At 68.7% G+C, this 22,254-nt stretch carries 20 protein-coding genes; 8 read left to right on the forward strand and 12 right to left on the reverse strand.

Annotated elements, in window-relative coordinates:
* Positions 1-96: 96 nt before the first annotated feature.
* Together ABZ412_RS05555 and ABZ412_RS05560 are read left to right on the forward strand one after the other, a co-directional pair.
* A complete protein-coding gene (locus ABZ412_RS05555; RefSeq protein ID WP_357276705.1) occupies positions 97-1,311 on the forward strand; it encodes a family 1 glycosylhydrolase in 1,215 nt (404 codons plus the stop codon).
* Positions 1,311-1,916: a GDSL-type esterase/lipase family protein gene (locus tag ABZ412_RS05560; protein WP_357276707.1), complete on the forward strand. Its 606-nt coding sequence runs from the start codon at positions 1,311-1,313 to the stop codon at positions 1,914-1,916. The genes ABZ412_RS05555 and ABZ412_RS05560 overlap by 1 nt, the downstream gene beginning before the upstream one ends.
* 69 nt (positions 1,917-1,985) lie before the next feature.
* Here ABZ412_RS05560 and ABZ412_RS05565 read toward each other — a convergent pair whose 3' ends face one another.
* From ABZ412_RS05565 to ABZ412_RS05575, 3 genes are read right to left on the reverse strand one after another with little or no spacing between them, the layout of a single operon-like run.
* Positions 1,986-3,524: an MFS transporter gene (locus ABZ412_RS05565; protein WP_357276710.1), complete on the reverse strand. Its 1,539-nt coding sequence runs from the start codon at positions 3,522-3,524 to the stop codon at positions 1,986-1,988.
* 52 nt (positions 3,525-3,576) lie between these two features.
* Positions 3,577-4,845: an MFS transporter gene (locus ABZ412_RS05570; protein WP_357276712.1), complete on the reverse strand. Its 1,269-nt coding sequence runs from the start codon at positions 4,843-4,845 to the stop codon at positions 3,577-3,579.
* Positions 4,846-4,857: 12 nt separating this feature from the next.
* A complete protein-coding gene (locus ABZ412_RS05575; protein ID WP_357276715.1) occupies positions 4,858-5,709 on the reverse strand; it encodes an SDR family NAD(P)-dependent oxidoreductase in 852 nt (283 codons plus the stop codon).
* Positions 5,710-5,919: 210 nt separating this feature from the next.
* On the opposite strand from ABZ412_RS05575, the gene ABZ412_RS05580 reads away from it, so the two are divergent.
* Positions 5,920-6,789 (forward strand): TIGR03619 family F420-dependent LLM class oxidoreductase, encoded by an 870-nt coding sequence (locus tag ABZ412_RS05580; protein WP_357277138.1) that lies wholly within the window; start codon positions 5,920-5,922, stop codon positions 6,787-6,789.
* A 17-nt stretch (positions 6,790-6,806) separates the two neighbouring features.
* The gene (locus ABZ412_RS05585) at positions 6,807-7,247 is read left to right on the forward strand and encodes a nuclear transport factor 2 family protein (RefSeq protein ID WP_357276717.1); all 441 of its coding nucleotides are present in this window, start codon (positions 6,807-6,809) and stop codon (positions 7,245-7,247) included.
* Positions 7,248-7,274: 27 nt separating this feature from the next.
* On the opposite strand, the gene ABZ412_RS05590 is transcribed toward ABZ412_RS05585, so the two are convergent.
* A complete protein-coding gene (locus tag ABZ412_RS05590; RefSeq protein ID WP_357276720.1) occupies positions 7,275-8,192 on the reverse strand; it encodes a LysR family transcriptional regulator in 918 nt (305 codons plus the stop codon).
* 27 nt (positions 8,193-8,219) lie between these two features.
* On the opposite strand from ABZ412_RS05590, the gene ABZ412_RS05595 reads away from it, so the two are divergent.
* A complete protein-coding gene (locus ABZ412_RS05595; RefSeq protein ID WP_357276722.1) occupies positions 8,220-8,945 on the forward strand; it encodes an SDR family oxidoreductase in 726 nt (241 codons plus the stop codon).
* 240 nt (positions 8,946-9,185) lie between these two features.
* Here the strand turns inward: ABZ412_RS05595 and ABZ412_RS05600 are convergent, their stop codons facing one another.
* The 5 genes from ABZ412_RS05600 to ABZ412_RS05620 form a co-directional block, all read right to left on the reverse strand.
* The gene (locus ABZ412_RS05600; RefSeq protein ID WP_357276725.1) at positions 9,186-10,493 is read right to left on the reverse strand and encodes an FAD-binding oxidoreductase; all 1,308 of its coding nucleotides are present in this window, start codon (positions 10,491-10,493) and stop codon (positions 9,186-9,188) included.
* Between the two features lie 24 nt (positions 10,494-10,517).
* Entirely contained in the window at positions 10,518-11,978 is a 1,461-nt protein-coding gene (locus ABZ412_RS05605) for an amidase family protein (protein ID WP_357276727.1), read from the reverse strand.
* Positions 11,975-12,427, reverse strand: a complete 453-nt coding sequence (locus ABZ412_RS05610) for a DUF2871 domain-containing protein (protein ID WP_357276728.1) — start codon at positions 12,425-12,427, stop codon at positions 11,975-11,977. Before ABZ412_RS05610 ends, ABZ412_RS05605 begins: the two co-directional genes overlap by 4 nt.
* Positions 12,428-12,434: 7 nt before the next feature.
* The gene (locus tag ABZ412_RS05615) at positions 12,435-12,872 is read right to left on the reverse strand and encodes a DUF4267 domain-containing protein (protein ID WP_357276731.1); all 438 of its coding nucleotides are present in this window, start codon (positions 12,870-12,872) and stop codon (positions 12,435-12,437) included.
* Between the two features lie 73 nt (positions 12,873-12,945).
* A complete protein-coding gene (locus ABZ412_RS05620; RefSeq protein WP_357276734.1) occupies positions 12,946-16,134 on the reverse strand; it encodes a BTAD domain-containing putative transcriptional regulator in 3,189 nt (1,062 codons plus the stop codon).
* 382 nt (positions 16,135-16,516) lie between these two features.
* Between ABZ412_RS05620 and ABZ412_RS05625 the strand changes: the two genes are divergently transcribed.
* A complete protein-coding gene (locus ABZ412_RS05625; protein WP_357276736.1) occupies positions 16,517-17,050 on the forward strand; it encodes a class I SAM-dependent methyltransferase in 534 nt (177 codons plus the stop codon).
* A 152-nt stretch (positions 17,051-17,202) separates the two neighbouring features.
* Here the strand turns inward: ABZ412_RS05625 and ABZ412_RS05630 are convergent, their stop codons facing one another.
* Positions 17,203-17,928, reverse strand: a complete 726-nt coding sequence (locus ABZ412_RS05630) for a TetR/AcrR family transcriptional regulator (RefSeq protein ID WP_357276738.1) — start codon at positions 17,926-17,928, stop codon at positions 17,203-17,205.
* A 107-nt stretch (positions 17,929-18,035) separates the two neighbouring features.
* On the opposite strand from ABZ412_RS05630, the gene ABZ412_RS05635 reads away from it, so the two are divergent.
* The gene (locus ABZ412_RS05635) at positions 18,036-19,160 is read left to right on the forward strand and encodes an FAD-dependent monooxygenase (protein WP_357276741.1); all 1,125 of its coding nucleotides are present in this window, start codon (positions 18,036-18,038) and stop codon (positions 19,158-19,160) included.
* Positions 19,161-19,201: 41 nt separating this feature from the next.
* Here the strand turns inward: ABZ412_RS05635 and ABZ412_RS05640 are convergent, their stop codons facing one another.
* Positions 19,202-20,014, reverse strand: a complete 813-nt coding sequence (locus ABZ412_RS05640; RefSeq protein ID WP_357276744.1) for a dienelactone hydrolase family protein — start codon at positions 20,012-20,014, stop codon at positions 19,202-19,204.
* A gap of 91 nt (positions 20,015-20,105) precedes the next feature.
* On the opposite strand from ABZ412_RS05640, the gene ABZ412_RS05645 reads away from it, so the two are divergent.
* A complete protein-coding gene (locus ABZ412_RS05645; RefSeq protein ID WP_357276746.1) occupies positions 20,106-21,098 on the forward strand; it encodes a helix-turn-helix domain-containing protein in 993 nt (330 codons plus the stop codon).
* Here the strand turns inward: ABZ412_RS05645 and ABZ412_RS05650 are convergent.
* On the reverse strand, positions 21,073-22,251 hold the full coding sequence (locus ABZ412_RS05650; protein ID WP_357276749.1) for a cytochrome P450: 1,179 nt from the start codon (positions 22,249-22,251) through the stop codon (positions 21,073-21,075). The two genes, ABZ412_RS05645 and ABZ412_RS05650, sit on opposite strands and share 26 nt — an antisense overlap.
* Positions 22,252-22,254 lie beyond the last annotated feature (3 nt).

The following is a 22,254-nucleotide window of genomic DNA, read 5'->3' on the forward strand; positions in this document are numbered from 1 at the left end:
ATAGTCAGTCTGCTATAGATTCGGGGAACAAAACATCGGCGCACTTCGTGCGGAAAGGAATCCCCCAATGCATCGACGCTATGAGGTGGCGGCCGAATGAACCCGACGCTGCCCGCCGAATTCCTGTGGGGCGCGGCCACTTCTCCGCATCAAACCGAGGGAAACAACATCGCCAGCGATTGGTGGGCGCTGGAGAACGGCGAACATCCGGTCGTTCCCGAGCGCAGCGGCGACGGGGTCGACAGCTACCACCGCTATCCCGAGGACATGGCGCTGCTCGCGGGCGCGGGTTTGAACGCCTACCGCTTCGGTGTCGAATGGGCGCGCATCGAGCCCGAACCCGGACGGATCTCGCGGGCGGCCCTCGCGCACTACCGGCGCATGATCGACACCGCGCTGGAATCCGGTCTGACGCCGGTGCTCACGCTGCACCACTTCACCGGTCCGCGCTGGTTCGCCGAACTCGGCGGCTGGACCAACCCGCACGCGGTGGGACACTTCGCGCGGTACGTGACCAGCGTGGTTCCGATCCTGGGCGACGTGCGCTGGGTGTGCACCATCAACGAACCGAACATGGTCGCCACCATGGCGGGCGCACAACGGGCGGTCCCGGACGCGGAGGCCGTGCGCGCCTTCACCTCCGGTGCGCTGCCGGACCCGGATCCGGAGGCCGCGCGCATCCTCATCGAGTCGCATCACATCGCCACCGAGATCCTGAAATCCGAGACAGACGCCGCGGTCGGGTGGAGCGTCGCCCAGCAGGCGTTCGTGGCGGCCCCCGGCTGCGAAACCCAACTGACCGAGGCGAATCGTCTGTGGGAGGACCCGTACCTGGAGGCCGCCCGCGACGACGACTTCGTCGGCACGCAGGCCTACACCAGCCGGTTGGTCGGACCGGATGGCCCCATCCCCCACGCCGAGGATCCCGACAACACCCTCACGGGCTGGGCCTATCGTCCCGACGCGCTCGGCCTCGCCATCCGCCACGCCTGGCAGGTCACCGATGGCACGCCGATCCTGGTGACCGAGAACGGCATTGCCACCGGCGACGACACCCGCCGGATCGCCTACACCGGCGAGGCGCTCGAGCACCTCGGTCGGGCGGTGGCCGAGGGCATCGATGTGCGGGGTTACCTGCACTGGTCGGCTCTGGACAACTACGAATGGGGCCATTGGCGGCCCACTTTCGGGCTGATCGGGGTGGACCGCGCGACCTTCGCCCGCTCCCCCAAACCCAGCCTGGCGTGGCTGGGCTCGATCGCCCGCGCCAATGCCCTGCCGACCGCACACCGGGAGGCGCAGCCGTGCTGATGATCTATCGAGCAGGCCGCCGGTACATGCTGCGGACCTCCATCGCCATGCGGGCCTCCCAGTTCGCGCAGTTGCCGGCGCCGACCGGGCGGGTGGTGTTCTTCGGCGACAGCATCACCGAGGGCGGCCTCTGGGACGAGTGGTTCCCGCAGGCGCGGCCGGTCAACCGCGGGATCGGCGGCAATACCGTCGATGACCTGCGGGCCCGGCTGGACACCGCGATCGACGCGCCCGCGGCGATCTTCCTGCTCATCGGCACCAACGACCTCGGGCTGGGACAGAAGCCCAGGCAGGTCGGCGAGAACCTTCGCCGGCTCGTCGAAGAGATTCGGGAGCGGGCTCCGCACACGCCGCTGCACGTGCAGAGTGTCATGCCGCGGCGGGCGAAGTTCGCGGAGCGGATTCGCGAATTGAATTCCGCCACTTGGCAGATCGCCGCCGAAGCCGATGCCTGGTACATCGATCTGTGGCCCGCTCTCGCCGACTCCAACGGTGCGCTGCGGCCCGAATTCACCCGCGACGGATTGCATCTGTCGGGCGCTGGATATGCCGCCTGGGTCGAGGTGCTGCGGCCGCACGTCGCCGCACTGTCCATCGACCACTGAGGCGATACCCGCGAATGGCGCTGGCCGGAACGGAATTCCGTTCCGGCCAGGGCCTTCATGGGTGCATGCTCACTCGGTTGGCGGCGTGGCCGCGTGGTCGGGCGGCACCGCCTCGATGCTCACCGTCACGATGGTTCGCGGCAGAAGCAGCGCGAACACCAGCCCCACGACGGCGATGGCGGCGGCGATGAGCAACCCGATCTCCAAGCCCCGCTCGGTGTAGACGATCGCACCGTTGAGCATCCGGGTGATGAAGGGAGGCAACTCGGCGATGTGGGAGCCGTTCATGATCGAGAAGGCGATGATCGGCGCGATCGCCGGGATCACGGTCTGCGACACGCTCACCAGTGCGGCCGTGGACGCCTGCACCCCTGGCGGTACTGCCGCCATGAGCAGGTTCGGCGTGGCCGCGTAGGCGAGCCCGGCGCCGAGTCCGACCAGACCGGCGAACAGCAAGACGAGTTGCTCGCTGCCGTGGGCGTACGCGGTGAGCGCCGAACCCAGCGCGGTCGACAGCATTCCGAGCGCCAGCAGCCACCCGGGGCGCAGCAGGCCGCGGCCCACGAGCACACCGACCGCGATGCCGCCGACCACACTCGCCAGCCCGATCGGCGCGAGATACCGCGCGACGCCGGTCGGGCTGACCCCGAATCCGTAGCCCAGGTTCAGCATGGCGGGCGTCCGGATCAGCATCGGCAGCACGATGCTGTACAAACCCGTTGCGGCATAGACGCATCCGGCCGCGACGGTGGTGCAGAGCACGGCGCGGCCGCGCCACAGCCGGAGGTCGAGCAACGCGTCCCCGGTCCTGGCCGCGGTCACGCGCCAGATCACGAGCAGGCCGATGCCACTGCCCAGCCAGGCGAGGGTGGCCGGCGCGGCCCAACCCCACGCCGGCCCCTGCGATACCCCGATGAGCACGGCGGCCAGGCCGCCACCCAACAGGACAGCGCCTCGCACGCCCACCCGAACCGGGAGCCGCACAGGCGATTCCCGGGTGGTGAGCGCCACCGCCACCGCCGAACCGGCCGTGGCGAGGCAGAGGAATCCGAAGACGGTGCGGTAGCCGTGGTCCTCGAGCAGCCGTTCGGTCAGGTACGGCGCGGGTATGGCGGCCAGACCCACCGCCGAGGCGACCATCGACACCGCGAGTGCGACGGTCCTCCCCGGGAAGACATCCCGGGCCAGCGAGTAGCTCAGGAACAGGCATGGCACCAGCAATCCCGACAGGCAGCGCCCGGCCAGCAGCGTGCCGATATTCGGCGCGAGCGCCGAAAGGAGCGCACCCGCCGCGGATAAGGCGAGGAAGCTCAACAAGATTCGCCGCTTGCCGTACAGATCGGCCAACTTGCCGGCCACTGGCGCGGTGGCCGCACCGACGATCAGGAACGCCATCATGACCCACCCGGAGGCGGTGGTGCGGAAGTGCGACGCGATGGCGGGCTCGGTCATCGGAGCCAGCGGATAGCTGAGCGCGAGCGTCTCGACAACGGCGACAAGGGCGGCCAGCGAGCAGGCCGACCCCCAGGTCCAGACCGGTCGCGGCGGGCCCGGCGGTTCGACCTGCGCGGCGGGTTCTGTGGCGTCGAAGGAGGCGTGGGAAGCCATGGCGGATCCGTTCGGGAGTTGCGGTGGAGAGGGTCGATTGGTGCCCGGCGTCTCAGCGGACGCTCTTGATCGGCAGCACGGCGAGCGCGCCGAGGGCGGAGACCGCGGCGGCGGTCGGATACACCGCGCCGTAGCTGCCGCTGAATTGCACGATGCCCGCGGCGATCGCCGGGGCCAGCACGCTGGGCAGCGTGGTGGCGATATTGAGAATGCCCAGGTCCTTGGCGAAATCGTCCTTGGCGGGCAGGACTTCGGAGACCAGTGCGATATCGACCGCGGTGAAGATGCCGAAGCCGATGGTGGTGACCGCGCCGGAGGCGAACAACCCCGCCACACTCGGGGCGGCCAGCGGGATCAGCGTCGACGCCGCGACGATCAGTCCGCCGGCCAGCACCAGAGGTTTGCGGCGGCCGATGCGATCGGAGTAGGGCCCGGCCACCGTGATGGCCACCAGGAATCCGGGCAGGCCCACCACGCCGATCAGCGGGACCACCTTGGCGGCCTCGGAGGTACTGAGCCCGATATAGCCCTGCGCCAGATAGAGCTGATAGGTCAGGACCATGAAGTAGCCGCCGAAGATGAACAGCCGCCCGAGGAAGGCCCAGCCGAAATCGGGATGCTGGCGCGGATCCACCCACAGTGCGGTGAAGAAGTCCCGCACCGAGAATCCGGGTCGTGGGAGGCCGCGATTATCGGGTTCCGGATTCAAGACGAGAAACGCCACGACGATCACCATGATCACACCGGTCGCGCTGAGATATCCCAGCGGAATTCGGTCGGCGAACAAGGAGGCGACCACCGGTCCGAGGATGGCCGACGCGATCGAACCCAAGCCCGACAGCGTCGAGTATCGGCCGCGCAGCGGAATCGGAATCCGGTCGGGCAGGATCGCCGACAATGGACCGGCCAGGGCGTTGAATCCGAATTGAATCGTCATGGCCGCCACCATGAGCAGCGCGATGGTGGTCGACTGTCCCGCGGTGATCAGCCCGACCGAACCGATCAGCGCGCCGAGCAGAATCCATGGTGGGCGGGCGCCCGCCCGGGTGCGGGTGCGGTCGGACAGCACGCCGATCAGCGGCTGGGCGACCATGGCGGCCACCGCCCCGGCCGCCTGCACCAGGGCCAGATTGGCCACCTTGGCATCGGCGTCCACGGCCTGGACCTGAAGTGCGAGAAAGTATCCCGATACCGCGAACCCCAATCCCGAGGTGGCGCTGGCGAACGGCACGGAGGCCAGCAGTCGTTTCACCGCGCGGTCGGGTGTGGCGGTGTGATCGGAGGTGGTCATCGTGGCGGCCGGGGCGAGCTGGTCATCCATCAGGTGCTCGTCCTAATCGCCCACAGGGCAGGGCGTTTCGTCCCGATCGGCGAGCGCGTCGTCGGCCAGCCGCCACATCTCCTCGACCTGCCCGCGGAAGGTCTCGCGGCTGAATTCGGGAAGTGCGAAAACCAGCGGATCACTGCGCAGGATCCCCTCGACGGCGAGGCGCGCCACGTCACGCGGTTCGATGGCCAGCGGAATCACACCGGTGCCGAACGGTTCCCGCGCCCGACGGCCGAATCCGTCCGGCCGGTTGCGCTGCGCGTCGAGAATGCGGGTCGCCGCCTGCCCCGGGCACAGCAGGGTGACGCCGATCCCGTCGTCGGCCAGCTCGGAACGCAATCCGAGGGTGAGGCCGACGACCGCGTGCTTGGTGGCGCTGTAGAGCGCGCTGGTGGCGGTGTCGGGCAGGAAGGCGTGCGTGGAGGCCGTGTTCATCACATGCCGCCACCCGCTGGTCTGCCGCATCCGGGGCAGGAAGGCGTGCAGGCAGTTCAGCATGCCTTCGACGTTCACCGACGACAGCCACCGCCAGTCGCCGATCGTCGAGTCGGCCACCTCCCCGAACAACAGCACTCCCGCGTTGTTGCACAGCAACTCGACCGACCCGAACTCCTCGTAACTGGCCGCCGCCAGCTCCGCCACCGATCCCGGGTCCGACACGTCCACCCCGTAACCGAGCGCGCGAACTCCCCGCGCGCACAGCTCCGCGGCGGTCCGGCGCACCCCGATCTCATCGATATCCGCCAGCACGAGCGACATCCCCCGCGCGCCGAGCTCGGCCGCGAGGGCCGCGCCGATCCCTCCCGCCGCGCCGGTGACGACGGCGGTACGGCCGGTGAAAGGGTCTGGTTCAGACATGGGGGTCCTTCCTCGAACAGGCCCGTCCTCATTGGCGAGACAGGCCGACTGACTCATAAGTCGGTCAGCTTAACCTGTTACCCCGCTCACGTCGAGGGGCCTCATCGGCAGGGTCGCCTTCCCGGAGATCGAGACTGCGCGGTGAGGAAGTTCGGGCGGCAGGTGATGGTGGTGGCATCTGTCACATGTCACCCAGGAGGTATGGCCGTCGTGCGATTCCACTTCGCTGAGGCTGCGGGCGACCCTGCCCATTGGCTCCCGCTGGCGCGATCGCTCGAGGAGGCCGGGTTCACCGGCATCTGTTTGGCGGACAGCCTTGCCTATCCGACGGAGTCCGACGCGCGGTATCCGTATACCGAGGATGGGACGCGGGAGTTCTTACGGGGGAAGCCGTTTATCGAGCCGTTGGTGTTGGCCGCCGCGGTGACCGCGGCAACCAGCAGGCTGGAGGTGACTCCATTCGTGTTGAAGTTGCCGGTGCGGCCGCCTGTTCTGGTTGCCAAACAGGCGGCATCGGTCGCGGCTTTGAGTGGAGGCCGGTTGTCACTGGGCGTTGGGATCAGTCCCTGGCCGCAGGACTTCACGATGATGGGCGTGGACTTCGAGAAGCGGGGCAAGCGGCTCGACGAGTGCATCGATATCATTCGCGGGCTGTGCGCGGGCGGGGCGTTCCAATTCCACGGGGAGTTCTATGACATTCCCGAGATCGAGATGAATCCGGTTCCCGCGCGGCCGTTGCCGATTCTGATCGGTGGGCACAGCGAGGCGGCGTTGCGGCGGTCGGTGGTGCGGGGCGACGGCTGGATGAGCGCGGGTGGGAGCACCGAGGAACTCGACCGGATACTCGAGCGACTGGGTGAACTGCGGCGAGAATTGGCTCCGGAGAAGGAGTTCCGGACCTTTGCGGCGTCCCGTGAGGCATTCACGGTCGAAGGGGTTCGACGCCTGGCGGATTCGGGGGTCACCGATGTGGTGGTCGGGTTCCGCGGGGTTCACGAGAGCGGTCCCGACGAACGCACCCTCGATCAGCGGATCGAACAGATCGAAAAGTACGCCGCCGCGGTCATCGCGCCGTTCTGAAATCCCGAGGAGAAACCATGGATACAGTCGAATCGATTCGCCGGCTGAAGTACCGCTACCTGCGGGCACTGGACCTGAAGAACTGGGACGAATTCGCCGACACCCTCACCCCCGATGTCACCGCCGAATACGGTCACCGCCTCTCCTTCTCCGATCGCGACGCGCTGGTCGGTCACATGCGCAACAGCCTGACCCCCGCGATCATCACCGTCCACAACTGCCATCACCCGGAAATCGACATCGACGGCGAAACCGCCACCGGCACCTGGTATCTCATCGATCAGGTCATCTTCACCGAGCAACGCCAGATCATCTCCGGCGCCGCCTTCTACTCCGACGAATACCGCCGCTGCGACGACGGCGCCTGGCGAATCAGCAAGACCGGCTACACCCGCAGCTACGAAGCCATGGAATCGGTCAGCGACACCTGGCAACTGCTGGAGAACCGCTGGCGCTGAGCGCGCGGCACGCGCGGATGGCATCGGCTAGAGGCGTATCGCCGTACGGACGAGGTCGGCGACGGCTCGGGATCTGCTGTGTGGCGGCCAGGCGATGACGGTCGTGACGGCCGGTGCGTCCGGCACCGGCACAATGGCGTGATCGTCGCGGAGTTGGGCTCGCAGCGACTCGGGCATGAGCGCGCAGGCCCGTCCGAGCGTGATCAGTTGCGTCAACTGGGTATGGTCGCGAACCTGCGGGCCGGGGCCGTCCGGATAGCTCCCATCCGGTCGAGGCCAGCGCGGCAGGGGCAGGTCCGTCAGGGTCTTGACCTCGGCCATCGACAGGTGGGATCGGTTGGCGAGGGGATGCCCCGCCGGCAGGACCACGACCTGCTGTTCGGTGTGCAGGTCTTCGGTGTCGAGTCCGGCTGTCGTGTCGTAGGGCCGGTGCAGCAGGGCAACGTCGGCACACCCGTTGCGTAGCAGTCTTTCCGGCTCGCGGGGCCCGCACAGCATCACCTCGACCGCGACCGCGCCGGGTTCCGCGGCGTAAGCGTCCAGCAACTTCGACAGCAGTTCCCTGGACGCTCCCGCCTTGGTGGCCAGCACCAGACCGGGCCGGTCGGCCGCCGCGCGCCGGGTGCGGCGCTCGGCGGCTTCGACCGCTTCGAGGGCGAGCCGGGCCTCCCGCAGCAGCACCGACCCGGCCTCGGTCAATGTGATCGTGCGCGAACCGCGGTGCAGCAGAACGACTCCGAGCCGCCGTTCCAGCTGCTGGATCGCCCGCGACAGCGGTGGTTGCGCCATCGCGAGCCGGTGTGCCGCCCGCCCGAAGTGCAACTCCTCGGCGACGGCGACGAAATAGCGCATCTCCCGCGTCTCCACCACGTCATCGTATCCGGCGCTCACCAGGACGAATACCGGTGAGGTATCGTCGCCCACCCGATCGGTCTTGGACGCCACACCCGAGTCGGCAGCACGATCGGCGGTGTGAGTGAACGAACGATTGCGCTGGTGACCGGCGCGAACAAGGGAATCGGATACGAGATCGCCGCGGGCCTGGGCGCCCTCGGCTGGCGAATCGGTGTGGGCGCGCGTGATCGGCAACGCCGCGAGACCGCGGTGGAGAAGCTGTGCGCGGCGGGGACCGATGCGTTCGGCGTGCCGCTGGACGTGACCGACGACGCGAGTGTGGCCGCGGCGGCCGAGTTGATCGCCGAGCAAGCAGGAGGGCTCGACGTCCTGATCAACAACGCCGCGATCACCGGCGGTATGCCGCAGACGCCCACCACGGTCGATCCCTCAACCGTGCGAATCGTCGTGGAAACCAACGTCATCGGGGTCGTCCGGGTGACCAACGCGATGCTGCCGATGCTGCGGGCCTCGGCCTCGCCGCGAATCGTGAACATGTCCAGCAGCGTCGGTTCGCTGAGCCTGCAAACCACACCGAGCATCGATATGGGCCCGGTTCCCGTTGCGTACTTGGCGTCGAAGTCCTTCCTCAACGCCATCACCATCCAATACGCCAAGGAACTGAGCGGCACCGGCATCCTGATCAACTGCGGCTGCCCCGGTTTCACCGCCACCGACCTCAACGGCTTCAGCGGCGTCCGCACACCACAACAGGGCGCGGCCGTCGCGATTCACCTCGCCACCCTGCCCGACGACGGCCCGACCGGCGAATTCATCGACGACGCCGGAGCCGTGCCCTGGTGACAGGCACACCGGTGCCTCACCACATCCCGCTCGAGTGATCAGCGACGAGGTGATCGGGTTCTCCGAGAAGCGGTCCGCCCAGGCCGAGTTGGTCGTAGTCGACGTCGACAACCTCACACACAAGCCGCGCAACGTCTCGTGGGCAGTGGCGGGCGGCCGGGTCGGTCGTCGGTGTGGCCGCGCTGTGCCCCGCGGTTCACGATCGTCGGGGCACAGCGCGGCGGGTTCGACACCGCAGGGTCAGTGGAGGATCGGGAAATTGGCGCGGAATACGCCGTGTGGGTCGCGGGCGTGCTTGAGCTTTCGCAGCCGGTCCAAGGCGTTCGTGTCGAAAACCTCTGTGGCGCTGCCGCCCGCGGACAGAACGGTGAACGGTTTGCGACCGCCGACTCGCCCACCCAGATCGGCGACGATGCGCTTCTGGGTGGCCTGTACCGCGGCGACGATGTCCGGGGCCGAGCCGACGGCCTGCAGGGACAGTGTGTAGGGCTCCTCGAACGACGGGACCGCGCCGTCGGTGGGCTCGGCGAGCGCACCTCCCAACTGCCGGAGCTGGATACCCATCAGCGGATCGATCGGTGTGTGGAACAGGATCTCGGCGGCGGTCTCGTCCAGTGTGGTCAGCAACTCGGTGCGCAGCAGTCCGGGGCCGGGGGCGGTGGGCTCGTTGACGATCGTGCCCAGCTCGGCCGGGGACAGTTCCCGGCGCGTGTCCGCGAGGGCACCATCGATCGTGTCCAGCGGTCGCAGCAGTTCGCGTCCGTGGGCCGGCTCGCCGAGGTAAGTGGCGGCGATGGCGATGACCGGCGGAGCTTGCGGCAGTTCCAACCGGTTGAGCCAGACCGTCAGCTCGGCCGGGGCGTTGTCGGTGATCTCCCGGAAGGCGGCGCGGACGGCATCGGTCCGCGCGGCCGGCCAGGCGATCAGTCCGCCGAACAGGGCCGGAGCCGGGAACAGGTCGAGCTCCATTGCCGTCACCAGCGCGAAATCGCCTCCGCCGCCACGCAATCCCCAGAACAGTTCCGGGTCGGACTCCGCGGTGACCCGGGCCGCACGGCCTTCGGCGTCGACGATGTCGAAGGCCCGGACGCTGTCGGCCGCCCACCCGTGTTTGCGGCCGAACCACGACAATCCGCCGCCGAGGGTGTAGCCGACCACGCTGACCACCGGGGAGCTTCCGGCGAGCCCGGTCAAGCCGTGCGGCGCGGCCGCCGACTGCACCTGGCCCCAGTTGGCTCCCGCGCCGACACGGGCACGCCGCCGCACCGGATCCACCTCGACCCGATCGAGTCGTCCGGTGCGAACCAGGATGCTGCCCGCGGTATTGCCGGAAGCGCCGTGGCCGTTGGGCTGTGCGGTCACCGACAGTCCCGCGCCGCGGGCGTACTCGACCACGGCGGCCATATCGCCGGCATCCTCGACCTCCACGACCGCCGCGACGGGCTGGTCGATGTTCAGATTCCACGGGGTCCGCGCGATGTCGAACTCCGCGTCGCCCGGCAGCAGTACGCGTCCGCGCACGGCGGATCGCAATGTGTTGTGTGACATCAGGATTCCTTCGTTCGAAAATGTTCAGAGGGCGTCCGAGCCGCCGGCCGGGGCCCGGCTCGAGGCGGGACACCGCATGGTCGGGTCGGTTGCCGGGGAGATGGGTGTGGGCATCGGGAAGGCCGCCTCGATATGGGCGGCGGCCCTGAGCGCGCGACGCTCGGCGAACGGGGCGGTGATCAACTGGACCCCGATGGGAAGACCTTCGACCGAGACGCCCGCCGGGACCGTCACCGCGGGCAGGGCCAGGTAGTTCGCGGCGATCGTGAGGCGGTGCGCCGCATACATGGTCGCGACCTGTGCGGTGCCGCCGAGGTCGTAGTCGACCGGCCAGGGCAGTTCGGTCGAGACCGGGCCGAGCACGATCGGATGTTCCGCGAGGAACTGGGACCAGGCCGCGCGTTGGGTGAGGCGCTCACCCAACGCGGTCATGTAGCCCGCCAGGTCCAGCGGCGGGAACAGGTTGATCGCCGCGTCCACGAAGGTATTGAGTCCGGCGCCGCCGAAACGCCGCATGGCGTCGCGGCGCTGCACCACCACCTCGGTGGACACCAGCCGACCGTAGTCGGCCGCCACGTCCCCCAGGTGCGGCGGATCCAGTTCGGCCACCGGATATCCCGCGCGTTCGAGGGCATCGGCGCAGCCGAGCACAGCGGCCCGCACCTGCGGATCGATATCGTCACCGAGCGTGACGGCGACCGCCGGCGGGGTGGCGTCCGGCGCGTCCGGCACCGGGAGCCACCCCGGATCGCGCGAGTCGGCACTGTCCCTCAGCACCTCGAACACAATCGAGAGATCACGCACGGTCCGCGCCAAGGGACCAGGCGCCGCGAACAATTGGTTCGTCGGCGCGGGTGCGGGCCCGGGCAGGCTCGACGCCACCGCCACCCGGCCGGGCGTGGTGCGCAGCGAGGCGACCCCGCAGAACGCGGCGGGCACCCGCAGCGAACCACCGAAGTCGGTGCCCAGACCCAGAGGCGTCATGCCCGTCGCCACCGCGGCCGCGTCACCGCCACTGGAACCGCCCGGGCTGCGTGTCGGGTACCACGGATTCACCGTCGGGCCCGCCGCGTCATTGTCGGTGTGCCAGCGAGTGGCGAAGTCCGGCATATTGGTTCGCCCGATGACGATCGCCCCGGCTCGCCGCAGTACGGCCACCGCGGGTGCGTCCGCGGTCGCGATGGCCTGCCCGCACCCCGCTACACCCCAGGTGGTCGGGCTGCCCGCGACATCGAGGTTGTTCTTGACGGTCACCGGCACCCCGTGCAGTGGCCCGGTCGGGGCCCCACGGTCGGCCGCGGCGGCCTCCGCGCGCGCGGTTTCGGCGAATACCGTAGTGAGCGCGCCGATTTCGGAATCGACCCGCGCGATGCGCTCGAGGTGCGCCTCGACGACCTGGGCGGCGGTGACGGCGCCCGCGGCGATCAGCGCCGCGAGCGAGACCGCGTCCCGCGTCCACAGCGCGTTGTGCCCGCCGGAGTTCACGATGCCTCCTGTTCGGCGAATGCCGCTGCGGTGCGCACGGTTCGGCTGCCGTCGACGGCCTTTCCGAGGGTGATGAAGAAGACGATCAGCCCGGCGGTCAGCAAGATGTGGCCCAGACCGGCGACCAGCGCGATGGCCTCGTTGCTCTTCTTGCCGAGCACGGTCAGGGTTCCGTGCAGCGTCATGACCGCGACGGTGAGGGCCAGGCCGGCGTTGTACAGCCAGAAGAACCAGGCGAACAGGTTCTTCCAGGCGCTGAGCGTGAAGTGCTTCTCCACGGCCAGCACGATGAGGAAGAACAGCATCCCCAGGGCCAGCACATGGGTGTGCACGACACCGAGCTGCGTCTGCCCCGTGAAATGTTCGATCTTGGTGATCTCGCGGTAGTACAGCCCCGAGAGCACGCCGATGATCATGTAGATGTGGGCGGTGTTGACCAGCGTCTTCATCGAGCGCTCACCGGTTCTCGCGGCGCAGCACCAGCACGCCGCTGGTGGCCACCATCGCGGCGGTGAGACCGTGCACCGACAGGGCGGTCGCGGTCGAGCCGCGGCGCGCCAGAATTGTCAGCATGTCGCCGGTCGGAATGAGGGCGAGGGTGAGCACCGTGACGCCGAGGGCGCGGCGCTGCCCGGCCGCGAGCAGAGCGAGCGGAATCAAGCCGGTGACCACATCGCGGACGCCCTTGACGTTCAGAAAGCTGTCGGCTTCGACGTGCGGGCGCTCGGTGAATCCGAAACCCGCGGCCATCCGTTGCGGGGCGAGCAGATAGCCGCCGCCCACGGACATGATGAACCCGGCGCCCAGCACGGCGCCCGCCGTGCCGAGACGTCCGCCGAGTCGGCGGGAACCACGCACGGAAACAACGGGTTCCGTGTTCGAGGGAACGGACATGTGCACTCCTGGATCGGTGGGATACGCGTCCCGAGCATCCAGTGCGGCCCGTACCGTCCGCTGACAGTCGTTGTCAGCGAACGGTACGCAGCAGTTCGAGCACCGCCTCGTCCGGAAGCCGTGCGCCCGCCAGGAACTCCGCGCCCAGGCGCGCCGGCCCGAGCGCCGCCTCCGCTTGCCCGAGCGCCCGCCGCCGGAACGGGCCGATGCGGCTCACCCCGGCACGCCGGTTGATCCGGTCGGTGGCGCCGAGGATCCGCACCGCGCTGCCCGGAGCGCCCTTCGCGAGCGCGACCAGGGCGTAACCGATTCCGATCTCGGCCAGCAGCGCTGCCGACGACTGGGCGGCCAGATCTCGGGGCACGGCCAGCTCGCGCAGCGCGTCGTCCGGCCGACCGGCCGCGACCAGGGCCGCCGCGTGCGCGGTGCACACGAAGACCAGGTTCACGAAGCGGACGGTGTCGTGGCGGCCAGCGGGCGGCGGGCCGATGGGCAGCGGATACTCGGCCATCCGCCGGTACAGCTCCATCGCGCCGTCGTCGTCGCCGCGCAGATGCGCCAGGTGCGCCCTCATCGCGGTCAGGAATCGCCCGGGCGCGGGAATGATGTGCGGGGTGATCAAGGCTTCGGCCCGATCGATATAGACCTCCGCGGCATCCGCGTCGCCACCGACCAGGTACATGTCCGCGGTGAACAGCAGCACGCCCATGCGCTCGCCGGCGCCCAGATCGGGGCTGAGCAGTTCCAGCGCGCTCGCGATCAGCGGGCGAGCGCTGTCCAGGCCCAGCATCCGGGTCCGGTAGCTGGCCAGCGAGATCAGGGCTCGGCTGTGCGACCGGGAGTCGCCGTGCGCGCTCAGGCAGGCCAGCGCCGCCTCCAGGGTCGGGAGGGCGCGGGCCGGATGATCGCCGCCGAGTTCATCGAAACCCTTGGCGATCAGCGCGTTTCCACGCAGCCACGGATCGTCGGAGGTGGCGCACGCGGTCAGCAGGCGGTCATCGTCGCCGAGCAGGTCGCGCAGCGCCAGGATCAATACGAACATCGGGTGCGGGGGCCGATCCTCGGTGAGGGCCGCGCGGGTCAACCGCTCGAATTCCCCGGTGTTCTCCCGGATCTGCCCCCACCAGATATTGGTGAAGTACGCCGGCACATCCTCGGCGTACCGGCAGGCCAGGTAGGCCCCGGTGCACCCTGGCGGTGGTGTGTCGCCGAGCAGGGCGAGGACCTCGCGGCGGCGTTCGGCGATGTCGCCGTGCAATCCGCGCAGCAGCCAGTACCAGACGAGATTCGCGAACAGGCGAACCGCGCGCTCGCCGTCACCGACCTCCAGCGCCCAGCGCAGCGCGGCCTCACCATTGCCGTGTTCGGCGATCAGGCGCGCGAGCCAATCCGGTTGTGCGGCCGTGCGCAATCCGTGCGCGGCGGCGTCCGTGAATTCCAGGAAGTAGTCGGCATGGGTGCGGGCGACCGCGTCCGCCTCACCGCCGGCGGTCAGTTCCGCGGCCGCATAGGCTCGGATGGTCTCGGCCATTCGATAGCGCTGCCCATCGAAGTCCACCAGCGACTTCGTCACCAGCGAGGAGACCGTGTCGATGGCGTCCGGACCGCACACGCCGATGACGGCGTCCAAGGTCGCGCCGCCCGCGAAGAGGGAGAAGCACCGGGCCGCGGCGGCTTCCGCATCGGTGAGCAGTTCCCAGCTCCAGGCGACGGCCGCGTGCAAGGTGCGATGGCGTGCGACCGCGTGACGAGTGCTGTTGGTGAGCAGCCGGAATCGATCGGTGAGTCGCGCCTCGAGCTCCGGCAGCGGCAGGCTCCGAAGGCGGGCGGCGGCCAGTTCGATGGCCAGCGGCATGCCGTCGAGTCCGCGCACGATGGCCCGAATGTCGGCCGCATTGCTGTCGGACAGAACGAAATCCGGAAGTGCCGCGGTGGCGCGGTCGATGAACAATCGGACCGCGGGCGATGCGCCGGCCGCAGGTAGATCGGCGTCGGCTTCAGGCAGATCCAGGGTCCGGACCGGATACAGTCGCTCGCCGTCCACGCCGATCGGCTCCCGGCTCGTGGCGAGCACCCGCAGCAGGGGCAGCCGCTGCAGAAGATCGTCGATCAGACGCGCGGCGGCCTCCACGACATGCTCGCAGTTGTCGAGTACCAGCAGCATGCGACGGCCGGACAGCGTCCGTTCCAGGACGTCGGCCCACTCGGTGGACAGTTCGTCGGGTCGCTCGAACTGGGTGAGGGCATTCGCTATCGCCACGCCGACCGCGGTCACAGCCGACCGGTCGGCTCGTTCACGCTCGAGCGCAGCCAGTTCGACGAAGGCGTAACCATCCGCCCAGTCCACGGTGTGCGCCCCGACCGTCTCCGCGGCCAGCCGGGTCTTCCCCACGCCGCCGGAACCCGACAAGGTCACCAGCCGGGCCTCGCGCAGCGCCAGCCGCACCCCCTCCACATCACGGCCGCGTCCGACGAAACTGGTGTGCCGCTTGGGAAGCGGCGGCGCGGGGATCTTCGATGTACCGCTGACCCGGGACGCTGCCGCGACTCCCGCTGGACCCGAGCCGGACATCGTCGCGATCGCAGGTTCGCCTACCTCGCGATCCCGAGGTCCAATCGTGTGAATCTCGGCCAACGCCGAGCGCAGCACCTCGGCGGGCGCCGTGCCGAGTTCTTCCCGCAGCAAGGCCTCGATTCGCTGAAACTCCTGTATCGCCTCGGATGTTCGTCCCGCCGACGCCAGTGCCCGCACCAGCCGCTCGGCCAGCGTCTCACGGAAAGGATGCGCCACAACTTCCGCGCGGAGCTCACGCAGCGCCTCGCCGCCTCGCCCCGAGGCTCGCAAGGCGTCCGCCCACAGTTCAATGGCGTCCAGCCGCTGTTCGGTCAATCGCAGTGCCGCGGCCCGCAATACCTCCGACTCCCCCACATCGATGAACGGTTCCCCACGCCACAACGCGAGCGCGGCATCGAAGCGCGCGACCGCTGCTTCGGTCTCCCCGGCCGCGAGCAATGCCCGCCCCGCCTCGACCTCACGAGCGAACCGATGCGCGTCCACATCCTCGGGAGCGAGCTCGAGCACATACCCGCCCCCATCACTCCGCACCACCCCCGGCGCGGCCGCACGCAACCGACTCGCCAAGGTCTGCAACGCATTTCCCGTCCCCGCGGGCGGATCCTCCCCCCACACCCCATCGACCAGTCGCGCCGCCGGCACCACTCGCCCGGCCTCCAGCGCCAGCAACCCCAGCAACGCCCGCACCCGAGGCCCCCCGACCGACGCACGCGTCCCGTCCGCGGCCTCCACCATTATCGGACCCAATAGCCCTACCAGCATGAATCGCCCATCTCACGATCGATCCTGCGTGGCATCGAGCCGCTCGTCAAACTGCGCCAGGTTGGGCATCGCGAACCGCACGCCCCGCAGTACATGCAGACAGTGGGATCGCCTGTGGCGCAACCGACCAGCCCTGAACTGAGGGCGGGTCCCGATCGGGTTCTCCGGATAGTGTTCGACTGTGGGAACGGGACTGAACGCTGACGGCTGGCTCGAAGCCACGCAGAGGTCGTACGACACGGTCGCCACTGCGTATGCAGACCTCACCCGTCACCTCTTGGACGAAACACCCGAAGAACGTTCAGCGTTGGCGTCGTTCGCCGAACGAGTGCGAGTCCAGGGTGGCGGCCTGGTCGCGGATGTGGGCTGCGGAGCGGGGCGGATCACCGCCCACCTGCATCAACTGGATGTCGAGGCATTCGGAATCGACCTCTCGCCCGGGATGATCGAAGTCGCCCGCCGTGATCACCCCGACCTCCGGTTCGACGTCGGCTCCATGACCGACCTCGCCCTCCCGGACGCCTCGCTGGCCGGCCTGGTCGCATGGTATTCGCTGATCCACATCCCCGATGACGAACTCGGGTCCGTCATCGACCAATTCCAGCGAGTGCTTCGCCCAGGCGGACCACTGCTACTCGGCTTCCACGTCGGAGACGAGTCGATTGTGAAGACCCACGGCTACGGCGGACACCCCATGCATCTCCAGGTCCATCGCCGTCGGCACAGCCGAATGCGCACGTGGCTCGACGATGCGGGCTTCGTCATCGAGACCGAGAAGACTCTGACTTCGGCCGAGAGTCCGCTCGGCGGGATCATCCTCGCGCGCCGCAAGACCGCGTAGAAGCGCAGCAACGAAGCCATGGAATCGGCCGGCGACACCTGGCCCTATCCGGCCCTCGGAAACTTGCTGTGGCCGAAGTTGTCTCGTGAACGCCCGCCTCTGGTGCGGATCGGTGATTGTCTCGGCAACATGTGGCCGTTGCGCGCCGCGGGTCACCTGGCTGCGGGTTGCAGATCGTTCATGAGCAGGCGGAGGGTGAACTCGAAGCGCTCGTGTCCGCTGCCGGAGATCAACTCGGAGGCATGGCGTCGAGTCAGAGGGAATTTCTCCGCGGGCAGTGCGGTGAAGCGGTCCAGCAACTCCTCGTGGCTGAGCACCCATTCCTGATCCTGGTGCTTGCGTCGTTGTTGGACCAGTGACTTTTCCAGTGCATAGGCGCTGACGTAGAGAGACATCGCGTCGCGGGCCCATCCGGCGGCCTTGGGTTCGATGTCGCCCGCGAGCAGGATCGCCAGGATTCCTTCGCCGACCCGCAGCGTTTCCAGGTTGGTCGGCACCATGGCCAGCGCGGCCCGCGAGACTCCGGGGTATTTCAGGTACAGGTCGCGGATCTGCGTGTACACCCCGAGCAACTGCTCACGCCAGGCGTCCGAATTCGGTTCGGGGAGAGCGACTTCGGCGTAGAGCCTGCCGATCAGCAAATCGTCGATGTCGTCCTTGTTGACGATGTGTGCGTAGAGCGACGACGGACCGGTGCCCAGCGCGGCGGCGACCCGGCGGATGGTCAGCGCGTCATACCCCTCGGTGGCGACGACTTCCAGGGCGGCGTCGGTGATCCGTTCGACGGTGATGGGTTTCTTGCGTGGCGCCGACACGGCAGCTTCGGTTGCGGGTTGGGCGTGGCGGGCTGCGCGGCGTTGGCGGGGATCAGCGGGCATACCGGCAACTATAGCTTGACACGAACTAAGTTCGTTGCATAGAACATAGTTCGGTAGAAGCGAACTTAGTTCGCATTGCTGTCCAGTTGCTGTCCAGGAGGTGCGTGATGCGAGTTTCCGTCGTCGGAGCCGGTCTGGGAGGTCTGGCTCTCGCGCAGGGTCTGCGTGGTGCCGGGATCGAGGTCGACGTGTTCGAGCGCGACCCGGGGATCGTCGCGCGGTTCCAGGGCTACCGGCTCGTGCTGAATCCCACCGGCTTCCAGGCGGTGCGCGGCTGCCTGCCGACGCGATGGCACCCGCTGCTCGACGAGATCGTCATGGACGCCTCCGCCGAACAGCTGATCCTGGATCCGCAACTGAACGAGATCGGCAGGCTCGGCGCGAGCCGGGCCGGCATCGTCGTCGACCGGCAGGTGCTGCGACACCTGTTGCTGACCGGTCTCACCGTGCACACCGATGCCGCGCTGACCGGTTACGACGTGCTGGCCGGCGGCAAGGTCCGAGCCCGGTTCGCCCGCCGCGACCCGGCCACCGCCGACCTGCTCGTCGGCGCGGACGGAGTCACTTCCGCGGTCCGGGGGGTGTTGTCGCCACAGACCACCCCGACCGACACCGGCGTCCGGTTCGTCATCGGCCGCACCCCGCTGAATGACGAATTCGCCGGTCTGGCCAAGGCATTCGGCTCTAAGGTCACGGGCGACGGCGTCAGCCTGCTGCTCGGCGCAATGCGCTTCCGAACCCCGCCGAAGCAGGCCGCCGAACACCTGGCCCCCGAAGTCACACTGCCCGACATCGGCGACTACGTGCGCTGGGCGATGATCCTGCCGCCGAACGGCTCGCTGGAGGACCTCACCGCCCAGGACGCCGTGCTGTCCAGGATGGAAGGTTGGCACCCGCAGCTGTGTGCGCTGATCGAGCAGGCCGACCCGGACAACAGCACGCTCCTGTCCATCCGGGTGGTCAAGCCCGGTGAGCGCTGGGCCTCCGGCCCGGTCACGCTGCTCGGCGACGCGATCCACGCCACCTCCCCGACCGGCGGCAACGGCGCGAACACCGCGCTGCGCGACGCGGACCTGTTGCGCCGCCGCTTGATCGAGGCCAACGAAGGCCGCCAGGATCTGCTCAGCGCGGTCGACGACTACGAGCGACAGATGTTCGAGTACGCCACCGAAGCCGTGCGCAGCAGCCTCGACAAGCTGCCCGCCTTCGCCCCCGAAGCCAAACTATCCTGAGGACGTTCACCTTCCGCCGCTGCGGATCCCGCTTTCGCGGGCTACTGCGGAGGGGTGGTCAGGCGGGTGGTCAGGAAGGCGAGGATTTCGTCTCGGGCTTCGAGGGTGGGGTGGCCGGGTTTGTCCACGAGGTGGGCGGTTACGACGCTGTGGGGGGTTTGGACTGTCTGGGCGAAGAAGGGGGGTGGGGTTGGATTTGCTTGGGCGGCGGGGAGGACTCGGGCGTCGAAGCGGTCGCCCAGGATGGAGTGGTAGGCGGCGAATCGGGCTGCTGTGCACCATTTGTCACCCTCGAAGCGGTAGCCGAGGGCTCGGAGATCTTCGCGTTCGAAGCGGGCGGCGATCGCGGAGGCGTCCGCTGGGGAGAGTTCGAGGGCGCAGGGGTCGTCGAAGGGTAGGGAGGGGTGGTTGATCACGGGAGCTATTACGGCGGGGTCGAGGGTCATTGTGAGGGCGAAGTTTCCGGTCAGGCAGAGGCCGATCGCGCCTACTCCGGGGCCGCCGCATTCCGCGTGGGCTCGGCGCGCCAGGCCGCGGAGCCAGCTGACGACGGGGCTGGTGCCGGTGCCGGCGAGCACTCGGAATTCGGCGCTCACGCAGATGTGGTTGTAGACGCGCTTGCCCAGTTCGACGGTGGGGTAGGCGCCGTCCACGCCGAAGAGGGAGGGCATGTGAACGGTGAAGCCGGCGTCTCGGATCCAGCGGGCGAAGCGGGCTACGTCTGGGCTGATGCCAGGCATTTCGGGCATGAGGATGACAGCGGGGCCGGATCCGGAGACGTGGACGATCTTGGTGATGTCGTCGACGGTGACAGCGCGTGGGGTGAAGTCGTCGAGGGGGTCGTCATGGTCCATGCCGAGGAAGGTAGGGCGTGGGCGCGGCCTGTCACATAGGCTGGATCGCCATGTATGAGGGTGATCTGGCCATCGGCGCAGGAGGTGTGATGTGACGCGATTGCGGGTGGGGGTGCTGGCGTATGACGGGTGCTTCGCGTCGCAGGTGTACTCGGTGCCGGATCTGCTGACGATCGCGGCGCAGGTTGCGCCGGCGGGGCAGGCGCCGGAGATCGTTGTGATGTCGCCGCGGCGGCACGTGGTGGCGGCGGGTGGGCTGCGGGTCGCGGTGTCGGCGCTGCGCGAGGTGGATGTGCTGATCGTGCCGGGGTTCGAGACGGGTTCCGGCGCGACGTTCGCGGGTGTGCGGTCGCGGTTGGGGCCGGAGATCGCCGCGATTCAGAGGCTTCGCGCGCAGGGCACGAAGGTGGTGTCGATCTGTGTCGGGGCGTTTCTGCTGGCCGAGGCCGGGTTGCTCGGTGGGCGCGAGGCGACCACCTCGTGGCTGTACGCGCATGATCTGGCGGAGACGTACCCGGAGGTCAGTGTCGTGGCCGAGCGCACGGTGGTGGTCGCCGACGCGGAGGTGATCACCACAGCGGCGTTCAGTGCGATGTACGACCTGGCGCTGACGCTGGTGCGTGAACACCACGGAGATCGGGTGGCACGGACAACCGCGAGACTGACGCTGCTGGATGACACTCGGACTCGGCAAACTCCGTATGTCGACCCGGCACTCGTTCCGGCCCGCCGCGGTGGTCAGCTGTCGCGAGAGGTGACGCGGTACCTGGATCGAAACCTCGACCAGCGCTACGACCTGGATGCCCTGGCCGCGGTCATCGGGGTCAGCCCGAGGACGTTGCTGCGCCGTTTCACCGGCGAAACGCAGCAGACGCCTTTGGAATACCTCCAGCGGGCCAGGGTGCGGCGGGCCGGCCTGCTCTTGGAGGAAACCGATCATTCGGTGGCGAGGATCAGTCACCTCGTCGGATATCGCGACGCCGCGACCTTCGCCAAACTCTTCCGACGGCACACCGGGTGCGCGCCCGGCGAGTACAGAACCGCCTTCAAGCGCTCGGCTACCAGCGCACCGGCAACGCCGTGAGTCCGCCGGTGAAAATATCGTCACGTTCGGTGAGAGTGGCGGGATCCACGGCGAAGGCCAGGGTCGGGAAACGAGTCACCAACTGCGAGAACGCTATTTGGAGCTCGAGCCGGGCCAGCGGAGCGCCGAGGCAGTAGCGGGGGCCGTAGCCGAACATGAAATGGGCCGATTCCTGGCGGGTGATGTCGACCCGGTCCGGGTGGGTGAAGGTGGTGCGGTCGTGGTTGGCGGAGGCCACGCCGAGCAGGACGAGGTCGCCGGGGGCGATGTCGGTGTCGCCGACGGTCAGGGCGTCGCGGGCATAGCGGGGCAGGCTGCTGGCGTTGCAGGCGCGCAGGAGTTCCTCGGCGGCGGAGGCGACCAGGTCGGGGCGCTCGTGCAGGAGCTGGAACTGTGCGGGGTTCTCGAGCAGCATGCGGATGCCGACGCCGATCTGGACGGCGGAGGTTTCGTGGCCGGCGAACAGGAGAACCATGGCGTGCGTGGCGATTTCGTCGTCGGTGACGCCGTCGACGGCGCACAGGCGTGACACCACGTCGTCGCCGGGGTCGCGGCGTTTGCGGCCGACCAGGTGCAGGCAGTAGGCGAACAGTTCGGCGACGCCCTGTTCGACCTTGGCGCGGTCGGCGACATTGCCGACGGCGTCGACCCAGTCGCGGAAGCGGTTGCGGTCCTCGTAGGGGACGCCGAGCAGTTCGCAGATCACCAGCAGTGGCAGCGGAAGCGCCAGGGCGGCTTGCAGGTCGGCGGGCGGGCCCTGGTCCTCCATGGCGTCGAGCAGTTCGGTGGTGAGTTGTTCCACGCGCGGGCGCAGTTCACGCATGCGTTTGGGTGAGAAGTGCGGTTGCAGCAGGGTGCGCATGCGGGCGTGGTCTTCGAGTTCGGTGTCGAAGTTGCCGATCGGGCCGCCGGAGAAGGCCGACTCCCCCAGGCGGGCCGCGTTTTCCGGGGTGCGGTGCGAGCGGCCCAGGCGCGGGTCGGTGAACAGGTCACGAACCAGGTCGTAGCCGGTGGCCAGCCAGGCGGAGTCGCCGGTGGGGGTGGTGGTGCGGGTGATGCCGGAGCCGACGACGCCGGTGACCGGGCAGACCGACGGGGTCGTGTCGCGCGCGGCGCCGGCCGCGGGCAGGGGTTCGGCGGGGGTGGTTGTCATCGG

Source organism: Nocardia sp. NPDC005746, from assembly GCF_040630785.1.
In the GTDB taxonomy this organism is placed as follows: Bacteria; Actinomycetota; Actinomycetes; order Mycobacteriales; family Mycobacteriaceae; genus Nocardia.

Excerpts from the sequence above, each read along its gene's own strand:
- ABZ412_RS05635 (WP_357276741.1), top strand. The coding sequence starts at position 18,036 with ATGCGAGTTTCCGTCGTCGGAGCCGGTCTGGGAGGTCTGGCTCTCGCG.
- ABZ412_RS05630 (WP_357276738.1), bottom strand. The coding sequence starts at position 17,928 with ATGCCCGCTGATCCCCGCCAACGCCGCGCAGCCCGCCACGCCCAACCC.
- ABZ412_RS05585 (WP_357276717.1), top strand. The coding sequence starts at position 6,807 with ATGGATACAGTCGAATCGATTCGCCGGCTGAAGTACCGCTACCTGCGG.
- ABZ412_RS05640 (WP_357276744.1), bottom strand. The coding sequence starts at position 20,014 with ATGGACCATGACGACCCCCTCGACGACTTCACCCCACGCGCTGTCACC.
- ABZ412_RS05555 (WP_357276705.1), top strand. The coding sequence starts at position 97 with ATGAACCCGACGCTGCCCGCCGAATTCCTGTGGGGCGCGGCCACTTCT.
- ABZ412_RS05650 (WP_357276749.1), bottom strand. The coding sequence starts at position 22,251 with ATGACAACCACCCCCGCCGAACCCCTGCCCGCGGCCGGCGCCGCGCGC.
- ABZ412_RS05565 (WP_357276710.1), bottom strand. The coding sequence starts at position 3,524 with ATGGCTTCCCACGCCTCCTTCGACGCCACAGAACCCGCCGCGCAGGTC.
- ABZ412_RS05600 (WP_357276725.1), bottom strand. The coding sequence starts at position 10,493 with ATGTCACACAACACATTGCGATCCGCCGTGCGCGGACGCGTACTGCTG.
- ABZ412_RS05560 (WP_357276707.1), top strand. The coding sequence starts at position 1,311 with ATGATCTATCGAGCAGGCCGCCGGTACATGCTGCGGACCTCCATCGCC.
- ABZ412_RS05575 (WP_357276715.1), bottom strand. The coding sequence starts at position 5,709 with ATGTCTGAACCAGACCCTTTCACCGGCCGTACCGCCGTCGTCACCGGC.
- ABZ412_RS05610 (WP_357276728.1), bottom strand. The coding sequence starts at position 12,427 with ATGAAGACGCTGGTCAACACCGCCCACATCTACATGATCATCGGCGTG.
- ABZ412_RS05570 (WP_357276712.1), bottom strand. The coding sequence starts at position 4,845 with ATGGATGACCAGCTCGCCCCGGCCGCCACGATGACCACCTCCGATCAC.
- ABZ412_RS05615 (WP_357276731.1), bottom strand. The coding sequence starts at position 12,872 with ATGTCCGTTCCCTCGAACACGGAACCCGTTGTTTCCGTGCGTGGTTCC.